The following is a 13,868-nucleotide window of genomic DNA, read 5'->3' on the forward strand; positions in this document are numbered from 1 at the left end:
AGAACATTCATAATGTTGTTGACGGAGCTCGATAATAACGATAATATAGCGATACATTCACACTTTGTTTGGATAAAGTGCGATAGATATTCGAGAATATAATCGGGGGGATTATTTGTGAAAAGCAATGTAAAGAAGTTGTCATTCCTTCTTTTTGGATTAGTGTTGCTTCTTGCTGCTTGTGGTAGCGGTGGCTCAGGTACAGCAGATTCAAAAGGAAATGAAAAAAACAATGCAAGTGAGAGCGGAAATGCAGACGATAAAACATATAAAATCGGGATTACTCAAATTGTTGAGCATCCATCGTTAAACGCAGCAACGGAAGGCTTTAAAAAAGCAATTGAAGATGCTGGTTTAAAAGTTGAATACGATCCACAAATTGCGCAAGGAGATAACAGCCTTAACACAACGATTGCTAACAATCTAGTGAGTGCAAACGTAGATTTAATTTTTGCTAACTCTACACCTTCTGCACAAGCAGCTGCAACAGCAACAAGTGATATTCCAATTATTTTTACATCGGTTACAGATGCTGTTGGTGCACAGCTAATTGACTCAATGGAGAAGCCAGGGAAAAATATTACAGGCACAATTGATCTACATCCTGAAACGATTTCTAAAACAGTAGCATTCTTAAAAGACCTTGGTGCGAAAAAAGTAGGGATGGTCTACAATGCGGGTGAGCAAAACTCAGTTGCCCAAGTTTCAGAAGTGAAAAAGGTTATGGATGAACAAGGTTTAACGGTGGTAGAAGCATCAGCATCCACTTCAGCAGATGTAAAGCAAGCGACAGAATCTCTAATTGGTAAAGTAGATGCTTTCTATATTATTACTGATAACACAGTAGTTTCTGCTTTAGAATCGGTAATTGATGTTGCCAATACGAATAAATTACCATTAATCGTAGGAGAATTAGATTCTGTGGCACGTGGTGGTTTAGCGGCTTATGGATTTGAATATTTCGATATCGGTTATGAAGCAGGTCAAATGGCTGTGAAAATTTTAAAAGGTGAAGCAACACCTGCTGATACACCAGCACAATATCCTCAAAATCTGAAACTATTAATCAATAAAAAAGTAGCAGATGATTTAGGCATCGAAATGAAAGATTCTTGGGGTGCAGAAATTCTAGAACAGTAAAACGAAGCGGGGGAGAACTATCCCCGCTTTATCTTCATTTTACAAGCGATATAAATAATAAAGAGATTTAGGAGATGATTCAACGATGTTTTTAGCATTATTTGGCGCAGTGGAGCAAGGAATCATCTATGCAATTATGGCACTTGGTGTATATTTAACATTTCGGGTGTTAGATTTTCCGGATTTAACGGTTGATGGAAGCTTTGTAACAGGGGCGGCAACTGCAGCAACAATGGTTTTGCTTGGCTACCACCCAATCTTAGCGACTTTAGTGGCAATTGTTGCTGGATTTATTGCTGGATGTATGACAGGAATTCTTCACACGAAAGGAAAGATTAATCCGCTTTTATCAGGAATTTTAATGATGATTGCTTTATATTCAATTAATCTACGTATCATGGGGTTAACTGCAGAAAATACGATAGGTCGCCCGAATATTCCACTACTAAACTCTGAAACAATCTTTTCAAAGTTTCAATCTTTTTGGAGTAATTTAGGGATCGATGATGCTATCAATAACCTATTAAAAAGCATAGGCTTTCAGCATGTACCAGGTACATGGAGTGTGCTGATTGTTGTATTAATCATCACGATTTTAATTAAGTTAATAGCAGACTGGTTCTTAAAGACAGAAGTTGGGCTAGCTATCCGAGCAACTGGTGATAATAAACGAATGATTCGCAGCTTCTCTGCAAATACAGATACACTTATCATTTTGGGGCTAGGTCTTTCCAATGCGCTTGTCGCATTTTCTGGAGCTTTAATCGCACAATATTCGAAGTTCTCTGATGTTAGTATGGGGATTGGTATGATTGTGATCGGTCTCGCATCCGTTATTATTGGTGAAGCTATTTTTGGGACTAAAACTATTATCCGTACAACGTTTGCAGTTATTGCAGGAGCCATCATTTATCGTATTATATTAGCTTTAGCATTACGTGTAGATTTCCTTGATTCAGGAGACATGAAATTAATTACAGCGATCATCGTTATTTTGGCGCTGATCTTACCGCAATTTATTAATAAGAGTAAAGAACGTAAACGTAAAGCTAAACGTGCTGCAGAACTTTCACAAGTAAAAAAAGTAGAGCAGGGAGGTAACGGCCTTGCTTAAATTACATGGTATTAATAAGGTATTTAATGAAGGAACACCTGATGAGAAGATTGCACTTGCGGAGATCAACCTACATTTAAAGCCCGGTGATTTTGTGACAATTATAGGTAGTAATGGTGCAGGTAAATCAACGATGATGAATATGATTTCAGGTGCTTTAACACCCGATTTCGGTACAGTATTGATTGATGGTAATGATGTGACAAGTTTGCCTGAATATAAACGCTCTCAATACATTGGGCGTGTCTTCCAGGACCCAATGGCAGGAACTGCACCTACGATGACAATTGAAGAAAATCTAGCATTAGCATACTCTCGAAATAAACATAGAGGGCTACGCAATGGTGTGGACAAAAAGCGTCGTGAATTTTTTAAAGAATCGCTAGCGATGCTTGGTTTGAATCTTGAGAATCGTCTTTCTGCTAAGGTAGGTTTACTTTCAGGTGGGGAACGTCAAGCTTTGTCGCTCTTAATGGCTACCTTCACAAAGCCATCTATTTTATTGCTAGATGAGCATACAGCTGCACTTGATCCATCACGTGCAGAATTAATTACCCGTATTACGAAATACTTAGTGGAAAAAGATAATTTAACCACATTAATGGTAACGCACAATATGCAGCAAGCATTAGACTTAGGGAATCGTCTTATTATGATGGATAAAGGCCAAATCATTTTAGAAGTTGGTGAAGATCGCAAACATGAATTAACAATTCCTGATTTAATGTCCGAGTTTGAACGTATTCGTGGGGAAAAAATGAATTCAGACCGTGCTCTATTAGGTTAATATCGAAACGCTCATACACTTGTATGGGCGTTTTTTTATAGTGTTAGAAAAGTATTTTTATGAATGGTGAAAATACTTGATTTCTTAAGTGGGATTCCGATCTATCTCATGGGAGTCAAGTAGCCCTCCAATCCAGCTCATCAATTTAGCAAAGGTCCTCACTACTCTTTATGGAGGGGCGTTGTCACACATCGTTTTTCCACATTGTTAGTATGATAGAAAATGAAAGGACACAGTTTCAAATGGGTTGATTGGAGAGGAGTCAGCTCTTAGGGGATTTAGCGGCTCATCAGATGCCACCTGGACGCTGGCGGAACAGATATCGATCCCTCGCCTTGCCAGAATGTCTCTTTCCGCAGACGATATTGTTTTTTCAACATCAACTAGTTTTAATAATTTTTATTTAGGGAAATAAAACGATTGATAAATTTTATCACATAAAAAAGCCTCACTTTCAGAGAAGTGAGGCTCTTGATTTTAAACGAGTAAGCCAAATAGTTGAATATCGTTGTTTACTTCTTTGTATTTGAAGCCGAATTCATCCATTCGGGCAAGTAGTCCTTCATATTCAGCACGATCACCTAACTCAATGCCGACTAGTGCAGGGCCACTTTCTTTATTATTTTTCTTGGTATATTCAAAGGTAGTAATGTCATCGTTTGGTCCAAGTACACTAGTGAGGAATTGACGTAATGCTCCGGCACGCTGAGGGAAGCTGACGATGAAGTAGTAAAGTAAGCCTTCGTGTATAAGTGACTTTTCTTTAATCTCCTGCATTCGTCCAATGTCATTATTCCCACCACTGATGATGACAACGACTGACTTACCTTTAATTTCTTCTTTATAAAAATCAAGAGCTGCCACTGATAATGCTCCTGCAGGCTCAGCGATAATCGCATGTTTATTATATAGATCTAGAATGGTCGTACATACCTTGCCTTCAGGTACAAGAACAATATCATCTAAATAGCGACGGCAAACATCATAAGTATGATGACCGACGCATTTTACTGCAGCACCATCAACGAATTTATCAATCCAATCAAGAGCAACTGCGCCACCTTCAGCAAAGGCAGCCTTCATACTACCAGCACCAGCAGGCTCCACACCAATAATTTTACTAGTAGGAGAGAGATTTTTAATGTAGGCAGACACGCCTGACATTAAGCCACCACCGCCAATACTTCCGAATACGTAGTCGATTGGCTCCTCCATATCATTCATAATTTCTACCGCTACCGTTCCTTGACCAGCAATGACATCAAAATCATCAAATGGATGAATGAAGATTTTACCATGCTCTTCACAATAGCTCAACGCGCTTTCAGCAGAATCATCGAATGTATCTCCTGCTAAAATAATTTCCACATATTCACGACCAAACATACGTACTTGGTCTATTTTTTGCTTCGGCGTTGTTTGTGGCATAAAAATGCTTGCTTGAATTTTTAATTGGGCACAGGCATAAGCTACACCTTGTGCATGATTGCCTGCACTTGCACAGACAACCCCAGCATTGCGCGCTTCATCCTCGATTTTTTTAATTTTATAATAGGCACCACGAAGCTTGAATGAGCGTACATGCTGTAAATCTTCGCGTTTAATATAAATATTAGCTCCGTATTTCTCGGATAAATAGTCGTTTTTTTGTAGTGGTGTGTGCACAACTACATCTTTTAAAAAATGATGTGCAATCAGGACATTCTCCACTTGCACGGTTCTAGTATCAGCAACTTCCATAGTATTCATCCTCCGTTATACGTTTAAAACATTTATCTATGATAGCACACTTTATTTGCTTTTTGTGATTAATTTTTAGTAAATTCTAAATTTTCCGTGTCTATTTTATGATGTAAGCGTTTTATCTTGATATAGCTAATTATTTTATAAAGAAGCAATGTCTCAGACCTATAATTAGCTCAATTTAAGGGGAGAAAATCTGTTGTTTCAAATCTAAAAAATACGACTCTCATAACAAAAATGGTCAAGCATATACTAGATTAGCTTAGGACAAGTAGGAGGGTATGTAGTGGAAATCATTCAAGGAATTTTATCAACATATTGGAAGTTTTTTGATTTGGCGATGTGGCAAGAAGTACTAATGGACCCCGTCTCCTGGGGACTAATATCCTCATTAATTATTATAGAAGGTTTGCTGTCGGCAGATAATGCACTGGTATTAGCGGTACTAGTGAAACATTTACCAGATAAACAGCGAAAACGGGCATTAATGTATGGTATGCTAGGTGCCTATTTTTTTAGATTTTTATTTATTGGCATAGGTGTTTATCTAGTAGAATTTTGGTTTATTAAAGTATTAGGTGCTTTGTATTTAGGTTGGCTTTGTGTAGCTCATTTCCTTCACATAGGGAATGAGGATAGTGTAAAAGAGGTAAAGAGGTCAGGATGGATGGTGCGTCTTTTCGGCACGTTTTGGGCAACTGTCATTTCTGTTGAGCTAATGGATATTGCTTTTTCAATTGACTCAATCTTTGCTGCGTTTGCGATATCAGATCAGGTCTGGGTGCTTTTAATTGGTGGGATGTTAGGCATATTAATGATGAGGACGATTGCAGGTGTTTTTTTAATCATCATTGAAAAAATACCAGAGCTTGAAGCAACAGCCTTCATAATTATAGGTGTCATCGGCTTAAAAATGTTAGTAAGTGTTTTCAATATCCACATCCCTCATTATTTATTCTTTCTTTTCTTAGTGATTGCTTTTTTCATCACGATCATTGTGCATATGATGAAGAGGGTAAGAGCTGTCTAATTAAAAAGTACTGTTCTCCAAAATGAGAACAGTACTTTACTTATTTTACATATTTATCTGGGTCAACAATATAGAACTTTTCAACATTAAGCCAGCTCTCGCTCATTGGTTGGCCGTCATCAATACGTTTTTCAGTCTCCTGCATCATCCAACCAGTCTGAGACGCATGGGCTTGTAATGCTTTTAATTTGTCCATTCGCATTTCCCGAATATCATAGACCACATGTGGTTCACCATTTTTTTCAATCGTATCATTGGCGAAGGCACAACCGAATATTTGTGGACGAGCAGCCTTTGGCATACGACGTACAGCTTCAACTACAGCCCGTGCTGTTGCTTCATGGTCTGGGTGAACAGCAAAGCCAGGTAAAAATGTGAAAATTAAAGAAGGCATTAGTTCTTCGATTAGCCCTTCCATTAATTTTACCATTTTCTCATCATCTTCAAATTCTATTGTTTTATCACGTAGACCAAGCATGCGTAAATCTTGAATACCCATTGCCTCTGCCGCTGCAACCAATTCCTTACGACGGATTTCAGGTAAAGACTCGCGTGTAGCAAAGGGTGGATTACCTAAATTACGTCCCATTTCGCCTAATGTTAAACAGGCATATGTAACAGGTGTATTCATTTTCTTTGTATAGTAGGCGATGGTTCCCGCAACTGAGAAAGCCTCATCATCTGGGTGAGGGTACACAATTAAAATATGACGTTGTGGTTGTAAATTCAAATAGTCGTCCCCCTTAGTAAGTAAATGGCGTTTCACTAATTTCAAGCGCAATCGCCAATTTTCCAGAGTAGTCTAGTCCAGCCATTAATAAACGGCCTAAATCATCTAATTCAAAATGTGTAATGCCTTGAGCATAAACCCAGCCATGAGGTAATTTTAAACCCACACGATGAGGTGCATTATCTACAACCTTAGCAAGCTCATAGTTAATTTTAGCATTGCGAATAAAAGCACCTGCATTAAAAAACTGTTCATCATAGTGTGCTGCATAAGATCCGTTTGTCGTCTCAAGATGAATATAAACGTCTTTGTTGGCGAAAGAATTCAGCAATTTTTGCAACGTCTCTACTTGTACTTCTTGCATCTTAACACTCCTCTCGATCATTTCTCTTTTAAGTATAGTAAAAAAAATTCGCAAAGGGAAATTGATTGCTTTGATAAAAAAATTGATGATTTATATTTACAAACCTTAGCGCCATTTGGTCCAAATTTTTTGAAAGTGTTAGCATCCAGGGAAATAAATCATCATCTCTAAATCTATGACAAGTCCTTAAGCAATATTCTTGAAAAAATTATTGTAATGTATCAATATAGGGAGTGTGAAAATAAATATGTACAAACTGTGTCGTTTTGCATTGTATCCGTTTTCACATATGAAAAGATATTGCAACCATGACTTCTTCCTAATTCGTGTGTGTAAACAGCTCCACCTGTTGAAGTAGTATTATTTCAGAAATAATGAATTCTATCTTGGTACAATAGATGACGTTCCTTGAACAGGTGATGCAAGGTAGCTGTGAAAAAGGGAAGAAAAATGAAGCTCATTATCATAGTATAATAAAAACCGCGACTCTCTTTATGACGGAGAGTCGCGGTTTTTTATTGAAAATTAATGTAGGCTATGTATTTGTTAGTATCGATTGAGCTTTCGTTCTATTGTATCTAAACGATTATTAACATTTTGTAATTGTTTAAACATTTGCTTCATATAAAGATTTTGATCTTGGGTTTCAGTAGTTTTGGCTTGTGCCAATTCTTCCTCCTCCTGCAGAGCCAATATTGTGGCAAGGGTGGATAATGAGTAACCAAGTGTTAATATGATGGAGGCAATTACTTCAACTTTTGAAGAGGTGATTTCTCCAGCTAGTAAACCTGATTCTTCCGTTAAGTCTTCTACCTTGTTTTTTTTCATTTTTTCCCCTCCCATACAGCTAATATATGGGGTATGAGGCATTAACGTATCTTGTCCAATTTTAATCTTTATCGGATAAATACTCATCATTAAATAATTGTTTAGTATTTGTAATTTTCTAATAATTACATTGATTTTTCCATTTAAATATAGCATTATAGTAGGAATAAACAAGATGTTTAGAGGGGGAACTGGAGTGAATAAGGACTTTAAATATTGTAAGGAATCAAGAGTGATGCGTACAAGTCGTGTATTTCCAAACGATGTGAATAATCATAATACATTATTTGGCGGACGGTTGATGAGCGATATTGATCAAGTTGCTTCCATTTCAGCTGCAAAGCATAGCAGAAGAGATTGTGTTACAGCCTCAACTGATTCAGTCGATTTCCTACATCCCATTCGCCCAACAGATTCGGTTTATTTCGAATCGTATGTAGCTTGGACGGGAAGATCTTCTATGGAGGTTTTTGTCAAAGTCATTTCTGAAAACTTGAAAACTGGGGAGAGAAAGGTGGCAGCGACTGCATTATTAACTTTCGTGGCATTGGATGAAAATAACAAACCAGCACTGGTCCCACGAGTAATTCCTGAAACAGTAGAAGAGACAAAATTGCATGAAACAGCTTCAGAACGAGCGAAGGCCCGTGCAGAACGTAAAAAGGAAAGTAAAGCGTTAGCGCAATTTATATCTATGAATGATCCATGGGATTATCGGCTAGAAATGATGGAGAATTATATGTAAAAAAAGGGATGTCTCAAATGACTTTGAGACATCCCTTTCATCCTTATATTTCTGTTACTGTTACGTGTGGAGCACCAAAGCGAGATTTCGCACCATGCATGACAGGACCTACATATTCATTTAGCGCCCAGCCATGTGCAATAGCTGCGGATACAAACTCTTTTGCTTCAATAACAGAATCTTTAATAGTAAGACCATTCGCAAGGTTCGCTGTGACAGAGGCAGCAAAAGTACAGCCTGCACCGTGGTTATTTGTAGATGGAACTTTTTCAGATTCTAATAAGTAGAATGTTTCACCATCAAAGAATAAGTCTATTGCTTTTTCAGTAGCTAGAGCTTTTCCACCTTTAATGACAACAGCTTTAGCCCCTAGTTCATGGATTTTACGAGCGGCAATCTTCATGTCGTCAATGTTTTTGGGTGTACCTGTGCCAGCTAATTGTCCAGCTTCAAAAAGGTTTGGTGTTGTTACTGCTGCTAGTGGTAAAAGATGCTGAATCATGGCATCTGTGTTACCTGGATTCAGTACTTCATCGTCACCTTTACATACCATAACAGGATCGATGACAATATTTGAAGTCCCTGAATTTGCAATAGCCTTTCCAGCAATACGAATAATTTCTTCTGTGGAGAGCATCCCTGTCTTAATGGCATCAATTCCTGTGGAAAGAGCTGTGTCAATTTGTTTTTGTAGTAAATCGGTTGGCAAAGGTGTGACGTTATGTGTCCAGCCATTAGGGTCCATTGTTACGACAACTGTTAATGCCACCATCCCATATGTACCGTGCTCTTGGAATGTTTTAAGGTCAGCTTGCATTCCTGCACCGCCTGATGTATCTGAACCTGCAATTGTTAATGTTTTTTTTAGAGTCATGTAAAGGATCTCCTTTATCGTTAAGAGTTATAAAATTAACATCTAGTATAGTCCGATTCTGATTCTATAAAAATAGCCAGAATACTATATTTTTATATGGTCAGTTTCAACTGATGCTTGAATTCATCTTTCATTTTTTGTACCGTTGTAAGAAGAGAAAGGGGCTTAAAGAACGATGAAACAAGTATTCCCGAATGATTGGCAAGAAGTACTCAAAGAAGAATTAGAAAAACCATATTATCAAAAACTACGTCAATTTGTCGCAAATGAATATTCGACACAAACTATTTATCCACCAATGGATGATGTGATGAACGCATTTTATACAACAGCATATCATGATGTGAAGGTTGTTATTTTGGGACAAGACCCTTATCATGGGCCTAATCAAGCGCATGGGCTAAGCTTTTCTGTTAAACCAGGTATTCCACATCCTCCTAGCTTACGGAATATGTTTCAAGAGCTACAGGATGATTTAGGCTGTCCAATTCCTCAAAATGGAACGCTAACAAAGTGGGCTGAACAGGGTGTTATGCTATTAAATACGGTGCTTACAGTTCGAGCAGGACAAGCGAATTCCCATAAAGAACAAGGGTGGGAGCAATTTACCGATGCTGTTATCGATCTATTAGCTGCAAGGGAAGAACCACTAATTTTTGTATTGTGGGGCAAACCAGCGCAACGCAAAAAGCAATTAATCCGAAAATATAAAACACCACATGTCATACTCGAAGCGCCACACCCAAGTCCATTAAGTGCTTATCGAGGATTCTTTGGTAGTAAACCTTATTCAAAGATTAACCAACAATTAGTGGAGTGGGGCAAGCAGCCGATTGATTGGTGTTTAGAATAGATTGGCACAAATCGTTTGCTTTATACGCTTTAGCAATCATGTTACATTTAATATAGAAGAAAGTGAGGGACATTGATGAAGGTGAATTGTTTTAAGTGTCAATTTTTTAAAGTAACCTGGGACCCTCAAAACCCACGCGCATGTGCAGCTTATGGCTTTAAAACAAAGCAAATACCATCCGTTGTTGTGAAGCAATCCTCGGGTGTAGATTGTTTAAAATTCGTACCAAAAGTAGAAAGCGGGAGAATGTAATGATTTCTTATCAGGCCGTTATACAGCAACTTGAAAAACAATTATCTAACGCAACAAATGCGGGGAATGATCAGCAAATTCGTGAGGCACTTACAGCCATTCGAGCATTATGTGATGTGGTGTTAGATTCTTCAAGTGATGCACCATCTATCACTCCTCATAAGCATGTACCGCAAATGCTTGTGTCAGAGTCAAAACCATCCACTTTATATACAACAAAGATTGAAGAAGATGGAGCAAATGGTGATTCCATTTTTGATTTTTAATCCATTTTAAAGGTAGGGTAACGAAAATGAAAAGATTTATCGTGACAGGTGCTCTTCATGGCCTATTAGCAGTAGCATTCGGTGCATTTGGTGCACATGCTTTAAAGGAAATTTTAGATGAATATAGTCGAGGTATTTGGGAAACGGCTGTTCAATATCAAATGTTTCACGCTACAGGATTACTAATCATTGGTCTGTTAATGAGCTCTAAACTATTAGGTGAAGTGAAACAATTAAATCTAGCAGGTATTTTCTTTAACCTTGGTATTGTTTTCTTTTCTGGGAGCTTATATGTTCTGGCGATAAGTGGTATTAAAGTATTAGGAGCTATTACACCAATTGGTGGCGTACTATTTTTAGCGGGATGGCTACTTATTATTTTAACTGCTCTCAAGCATGCTCGCTAATTTTAAGCTGACTCTCTTACATTATTTGTAGGGGGGTTTTTCTTTGTTATGAGTCATCTTTCAAAGATAGGGATTTAAATCCTATCCATTTTGTAAGAATTTATAGTACACTACTAATATTACTTGCAATATTTCGAAAATACCAAAAGTGAGGTTACGTAGTATGGAAAAACTATTTACATTACTGGATGCTAACTATAATGAGATGGTAGGGATTCGTCGCCATTTACATGAATACCCTGAATTATCCTTTGAAGAAGTCGAAACGCCATCCTATATAGCTACTTTTCATAGAGAATTGGGTCATGTGGTTCGAGAAGGAGTGGGAGGACGTGGCGTCGTAGCGATATTACGTGGCAGAAAGCCTGGCAAAACGGTGGCATTACGAGCTGACTTTGATGCATTAGCGATACATGAAGAAAATGATGTACCTTACAAATCTAAAATAGCTGGAAAAATGCATGCATGTGGACATGATGGACATACAGCTACATTGCTTGGGCTAGCTAAGGCATTGAATGCGATGAGGGACCAAATTGAAGGCACTATCGTATTTATTCATCAGCATGCAGAGGAAGTGGCGCCAGGTGGAGCTAAGCCAATGATTGAGGATGGTTGTTTAGAAGGAGTAGATGTTATTTTTGGTACACATTTATGGGCACCTACACCATTAGGAGAAATATTAGTGAAAGATGGAGCCATCATGGCTACCGCGGATAAAGTAGAAATAACGGTTCAAGGAAAGGGTGGTCATGGCGCAGAGCCTCATCATTCTATTGATGCAGTTACCCTAGCCTCCCAATTTGTCGTCAATGCTCAACAGCTTGTTTCAAGACGAATTGACCCATTGAAATCAGCTGTTTTAACAATCGGTCATTTTGAGGCAATTAATCCGTTTAACGTTATAGCTGATCGGGTAGTTTTAGCGGGGACAATTCGTACATTTGAAGAAGAAGTACGCATACAAATGGAGCAAGAGCTAGAAGCAGTATTAAATGCGACTTGTCTGGCATTTGGGGCAAGTTACGAATATCGCTACACAAGGGGTTATCCACCTGTTTATAACCATCAGAGAGAAACTGAGTTTTTGGCACAATTGGCGTCGACTGTACCAGGGGTAGATCAAGTAATAACATGTCCGCCATTTATGATTGGGGAAGATTTTGCGTATTATTTAGAAAAAGTACCAGGCACATTTTTCTTCACAGGAGCTAAAAAGCCAGAATGGGAAACGGCCTATCCGCATCATCATGCACGCTTTGATTTTGATGAACGTGCTATGCTAATTGCAGCAAAAACCTTAGGTAAAGCAACCTTAACGTATTTAAATGAAAATTGAACATAGCGAAGGATAAAAATCCGCATACGCCCATCGACTTTTGGTCAGTGAGTGTATTGCGGATTTTTACTTAGAGATAGAATTATGGATTTTGATTAAAGTAAGCCATTTCCTCATCATACTCTGCAAAATCGAAATAAATCATAGGGAAAAGAAAACGATGATTAGACTTAAGCTCACGAATAATGACATGATCTCGACCAGCTGCTTCTACCACACCCCGAACAGTTTTTGTGTTTTTTCCCTGCTCTACTGCGTGCTCAAAAGAAAAATGGAAGGTAGCTGGTTTTCCACGGTTCAAACGTAAAATATTTTCTATATAGGACTCCTCACGGCCGGGTGGTCGTCCGCTCGGAAGTGTGACTGGGGGAGGAGTCATTTGTTGTTGCGTTGTTGGTGTCCAATAATAAGGCATCATCAATTATCAACCTACTTTCTTTTTAAATTTGAGGACAATCTTGTTCAGTTGGCGAGAAAAAACAATGGGATTTGAACCTGCCAGTATTCCATTGGCCATACCATTGTGCAGGACAATCACCTGCTGGCATGAAAAACCACAAAGAGCGGGTAGCTGGATGAAATCTTTCACCCTGAATCACCCTTTTAGCTAGTCGAATATCTTGATCACGTGCTCGTTGATAAAAATAACCCTTTTGTGTTGCCTCAAAGCCTCCCGGACGCTGATAAACCATTTGTTCAATTGTTCGAATATCACCAAAATCTAAACAATCACCTCTTACACGATTAACGCCAACATTCCCAACCATCAGCATGCCTAACTCTCCTTCGCCTTCTGCTTCGGCACGCATTAGTCTTGCGAGTAGGGCTGTCTGTGCATCATTCGTCTTAATAACAGCGATTTTCATACCTCCTCGCAGACAGTATATGCATGAAGGTATAGTAGTCATGTTCAATTTTGTTAAGAAAGACAATCACATATTAAAGTTACTATGCATATAGTAGTAATAACGACAAGTACGTAGAAAATACTTCAAATCCTGCAAGTCCCGATAGTTTTTATAGCAAAAAGGGTAAATAGAAAAAAATAGATTTAGGGGAACGTGAGATCAATGAATTGCATGTGTATCTAATACATGTGAGGTGATGGCTTATGGAAATTGGCGTTTGGTTTGGGATCTTATTAAGTGCAGTGCTGGCATTTTTATTAGGGGAGTTTTATGGACAGCCGCTCCATTGGTATCTCTTTATTGTTATAATAGTGATTGGTTTTTTTATTCAAACGGTCATCTTAATTTTAAAAGTAAAGAACGAGAGCTCTTAATGAAGTATGTAGAAGAAACGTGTTAGGGGGGAAGAAAGTGTCATCGCTAAAAGATGGCACTTTTTTATATTGTGAGTATAAATTTGCTAGTATGGAAAGCAAAGCATTAGCAAA

General features: G+C 38.2%; 18 protein-coding genes. 11 read left to right on the forward strand and 7 right to left on the reverse strand.

Translation table 11 applies throughout. The features are described 5' to 3' along the window. Positions 1–117: 117 nt before the first annotated feature. The 3 genes from NY607_RS12485 to NY607_RS12495 all read left to right on the forward strand — a co-directional run bounded on the left by NY607_RS12485 (position 118) and on the right by NY607_RS12495 (position 3,041). Positions 118–1,140 carry an ABC transporter substrate-binding protein gene (locus NY607_RS12485; RefSeq protein ID WP_237899231.1) on the forward strand — a complete coding sequence of 341 codons (1,023 nt, stop codon included), beginning with the start codon at positions 118–120 and terminating at the stop codon, positions 1,138–1,140. Between the two features lie 85 nt (positions 1,141–1,225). Further along, positions 1,226–2,254, forward strand: coding sequence for an ABC transporter permease (locus NY607_RS12490; RefSeq protein ID WP_009371612.1), 1,029 nt, complete (start codon positions 1,226–1,228; stop codon positions 2,252–2,254). Then, positions 2,247–3,041, forward strand: a complete 795-nt coding sequence (locus tag NY607_RS12495) for an ABC transporter ATP-binding protein (RefSeq protein WP_054549124.1) — start codon at positions 2,247–2,249, stop codon at positions 3,039–3,041. Before NY607_RS12490 ends, NY607_RS12495 begins: the two co-directional genes overlap by 8 nt. A gap of 477 nt (positions 3,042–3,518) precedes the next feature. Here NY607_RS12495 and ilvA read toward each other — a convergent pair whose 3' ends face one another. Continuing rightward, the gene (gene ilvA / locus NY607_RS12500; RefSeq protein WP_131520758.1) at positions 3,519–4,781 is read right to left on the reverse strand and encodes a threonine ammonia-lyase IlvA; all 1,263 of its coding nucleotides are present in this window, start codon (positions 4,779–4,781) and stop codon (positions 3,519–3,521) included. Positions 4,782–5,070: 289 nt separating this feature from the next. Here ilvA and NY607_RS12505 point away from each other — a divergent pair, with 289 nt between their 5' ends. Beyond that, the gene (locus NY607_RS12505) at positions 5,071–5,814 is read left to right on the forward strand and encodes a TerC family protein (RefSeq protein WP_259419813.1); all 744 of its coding nucleotides are present in this window, start codon (positions 5,071–5,073) and stop codon (positions 5,812–5,814) included. 40 nt (positions 5,815–5,854) lie between these two features. Here the strand turns inward: NY607_RS12505 and bshB2 are convergent, their stop codons facing one another. The 3 genes from bshB2 to NY607_RS12520 form a co-directional block, all read right to left on the reverse strand. Then, positions 5,855–6,544 (reverse strand): bacillithiol biosynthesis deacetylase BshB2, encoded by a 690-nt coding sequence (gene bshB2 / locus NY607_RS12510; RefSeq protein WP_259419814.1) that lies wholly within the window; start codon positions 6,542–6,544, stop codon positions 5,855–5,857. A gap of 13 nt (positions 6,545–6,557) precedes the next feature. Further along, positions 6,558–6,908, reverse strand: coding sequence for a YojF family protein (locus tag NY607_RS12515; protein ID WP_004225428.1), 351 nt, complete (start codon positions 6,906–6,908; stop codon positions 6,558–6,560). A gap of 546 nt (positions 6,909–7,454) precedes the next feature. Further along, complete coding sequence (locus tag NY607_RS12520) at positions 7,455–7,736, reverse strand: hypothetical protein (RefSeq protein ID WP_048393429.1); 282 nt, start codon at positions 7,734–7,736, stop codon at positions 7,455–7,457. Between the two features lie 196 nt (positions 7,737–7,932). On the opposite strand from NY607_RS12520, the gene NY607_RS12525 reads away from it, so the two are divergent. Then, the gene (locus NY607_RS12525) at positions 7,933–8,481 is read left to right on the forward strand and encodes an acyl-CoA thioesterase (protein WP_131520761.1); all 549 of its coding nucleotides are present in this window, start codon (positions 7,933–7,935) and stop codon (positions 8,479–8,481) included. A gap of 43 nt (positions 8,482–8,524) precedes the next feature. Here the strand turns inward: NY607_RS12525 and thiD are convergent, their stop codons facing one another. Then, complete coding sequence (thiD, locus tag NY607_RS12530) at positions 8,525–9,355, reverse strand: bifunctional hydroxymethylpyrimidine kinase/phosphomethylpyrimidine kinase (protein ID WP_131520762.1); 831 nt, start codon at positions 9,353–9,355, stop codon at positions 8,525–8,527. Between the two features lie 175 nt (positions 9,356–9,530). Between thiD and NY607_RS12535 the strand changes: the two genes are divergently transcribed. The 5 genes from NY607_RS12535 to NY607_RS12555 all read left to right on the forward strand — a co-directional run bounded on the left by NY607_RS12535 (position 9,531) and on the right by NY607_RS12555 (position 12,472). Next, the gene (locus NY607_RS12535) at positions 9,531–10,208 is read left to right on the forward strand and encodes a uracil-DNA glycosylase (RefSeq protein ID WP_259419815.1); all 678 of its coding nucleotides are present in this window, start codon (positions 9,531–9,533) and stop codon (positions 10,206–10,208) included. A gap of 75 nt (positions 10,209–10,283) precedes the next feature. Further along, positions 10,284–10,460 (forward strand): hypothetical protein, encoded by a 177-nt coding sequence (locus tag NY607_RS12540; protein ID WP_048393435.1) that lies wholly within the window; start codon positions 10,284–10,286, stop codon positions 10,458–10,460. Beyond that, on the forward strand, positions 10,460–10,726 hold the full coding sequence (locus tag NY607_RS12545) for a YwdI family protein (RefSeq protein ID WP_131520764.1): 267 nt from the start codon (positions 10,460–10,462) through the stop codon (positions 10,724–10,726). The genes NY607_RS12540 and NY607_RS12545 overlap by 1 nt, the downstream gene beginning before the upstream one ends. Before the next feature lie 26 nt (positions 10,727–10,752). After that, the gene (locus NY607_RS12550; RefSeq protein WP_048393440.1) at positions 10,753–11,133 is read left to right on the forward strand and encodes a DUF423 domain-containing protein; all 381 of its coding nucleotides are present in this window, start codon (positions 10,753–10,755) and stop codon (positions 11,131–11,133) included. A gap of 163 nt (positions 11,134–11,296) precedes the next feature. Beyond that, positions 11,297–12,472, forward strand: coding sequence for an amidohydrolase (locus NY607_RS12555; protein ID WP_310794747.1), 1,176 nt, complete (start codon positions 11,297–11,299; stop codon positions 12,470–12,472). Between the two features lie 82 nt (positions 12,473–12,554). Here the strand turns inward: NY607_RS12555 and gerQ are convergent, their stop codons facing one another. Together gerQ and NY607_RS12565 are read right to left on the reverse strand one after the other, a co-directional pair. Then, positions 12,555–12,890, reverse strand: coding sequence for a spore coat protein GerQ (gerQ, locus tag NY607_RS12560; protein ID WP_004227629.1), 336 nt, complete (start codon positions 12,888–12,890; stop codon positions 12,555–12,557). Positions 12,891–12,912: 22 nt separating this feature from the next. Next, positions 12,913–13,338, reverse strand: coding sequence for a cell wall hydrolase (locus NY607_RS12565; RefSeq protein WP_004227631.1), 426 nt, complete (start codon positions 13,336–13,338; stop codon positions 12,913–12,915). Positions 13,339–13,583: 245 nt separating this feature from the next. Between NY607_RS12565 and NY607_RS12570 the strand changes: the two genes are divergently transcribed. Continuing rightward, positions 13,584–13,754, forward strand: coding sequence for a hypothetical protein (locus NY607_RS12570; RefSeq protein WP_004227634.1), 171 nt, complete (start codon positions 13,584–13,586; stop codon positions 13,752–13,754). Positions 13,755–13,868: the final 114 nt, after the last annotated feature.

Origin of the sequence: Lysinibacillus sp. A4 (assembly GCF_024919535.1) — a bacterium.
Taxonomy (GTDB): domain Bacteria; phylum Bacillota; class Bacilli; order Bacillales_A; family Planococcaceae; genus Lysinibacillus; species Lysinibacillus capsici.

Bases quoted from the DNA above. Each gene is read 5' to 3' on its own strand.
- ilvA (WP_131520758.1), bottom strand. From the start codon at position 4,781: ATGGAAGTTGCTGATACTAGAACCGTGCAAGTGGAGAATGTCCTGATT.
- thiD (WP_131520762.1), bottom strand. From the start codon at position 9,355: ATGACTCTAAAAAAAACATTAACAATTGCAGGTTCAGATACATCAGGC.
- NY607_RS12545 (WP_131520764.1), top strand. From the start codon at position 10,460: ATGATTTCTTATCAGGCCGTTATACAGCAACTTGAAAAACAATTATCT.
- NY607_RS12570 (WP_004227634.1), top strand. From the start codon at position 13,584: ATGGAAATTGGCGTTTGGTTTGGGATCTTATTAAGTGCAGTGCTGGCA.
- NY607_RS12565 (WP_004227631.1), bottom strand. From the start codon at position 13,338: ATGAAAATCGCTGTTATTAAGACGAATGATGCACAGACAGCCCTACTC.
- NY607_RS12535 (WP_259419815.1), top strand. From the start codon at position 9,531: ATGAAACAAGTATTCCCGAATGATTGGCAAGAAGTACTCAAAGAAGAA.
- NY607_RS12555 (WP_310794747.1), top strand. From the start codon at position 11,297: ATGGAAAAACTATTTACATTACTGGATGCTAACTATAATGAGATGGTA.
- NY607_RS12520 (WP_048393429.1), bottom strand. From the start codon at position 7,736: ATGAAAAAAAACAAGGTAGAAGACTTAACGGAAGAATCAGGTTTACTA.
- gerQ (WP_004227629.1), bottom strand. From the start codon at position 12,890: ATGATGCCTTATTATTGGACACCAACAACGCAACAACAAATGACTCCT.
- NY607_RS12490 (WP_009371612.1), top strand. From the start codon at position 1,226: ATGTTTTTAGCATTATTTGGCGCAGTGGAGCAAGGAATCATCTATGCA.
- NY607_RS12515 (WP_004225428.1), bottom strand. From the start codon at position 6,908: ATGCAAGAAGTACAAGTAGAGACGTTGCAAAAATTGCTGAATTCTTTC.
- NY607_RS12550 (WP_048393440.1), top strand. From the start codon at position 10,753: ATGAAAAGATTTATCGTGACAGGTGCTCTTCATGGCCTATTAGCAGTA.
- NY607_RS12540 (WP_048393435.1), top strand. From the start codon at position 10,284: ATGAAGGTGAATTGTTTTAAGTGTCAATTTTTTAAAGTAACCTGGGAC.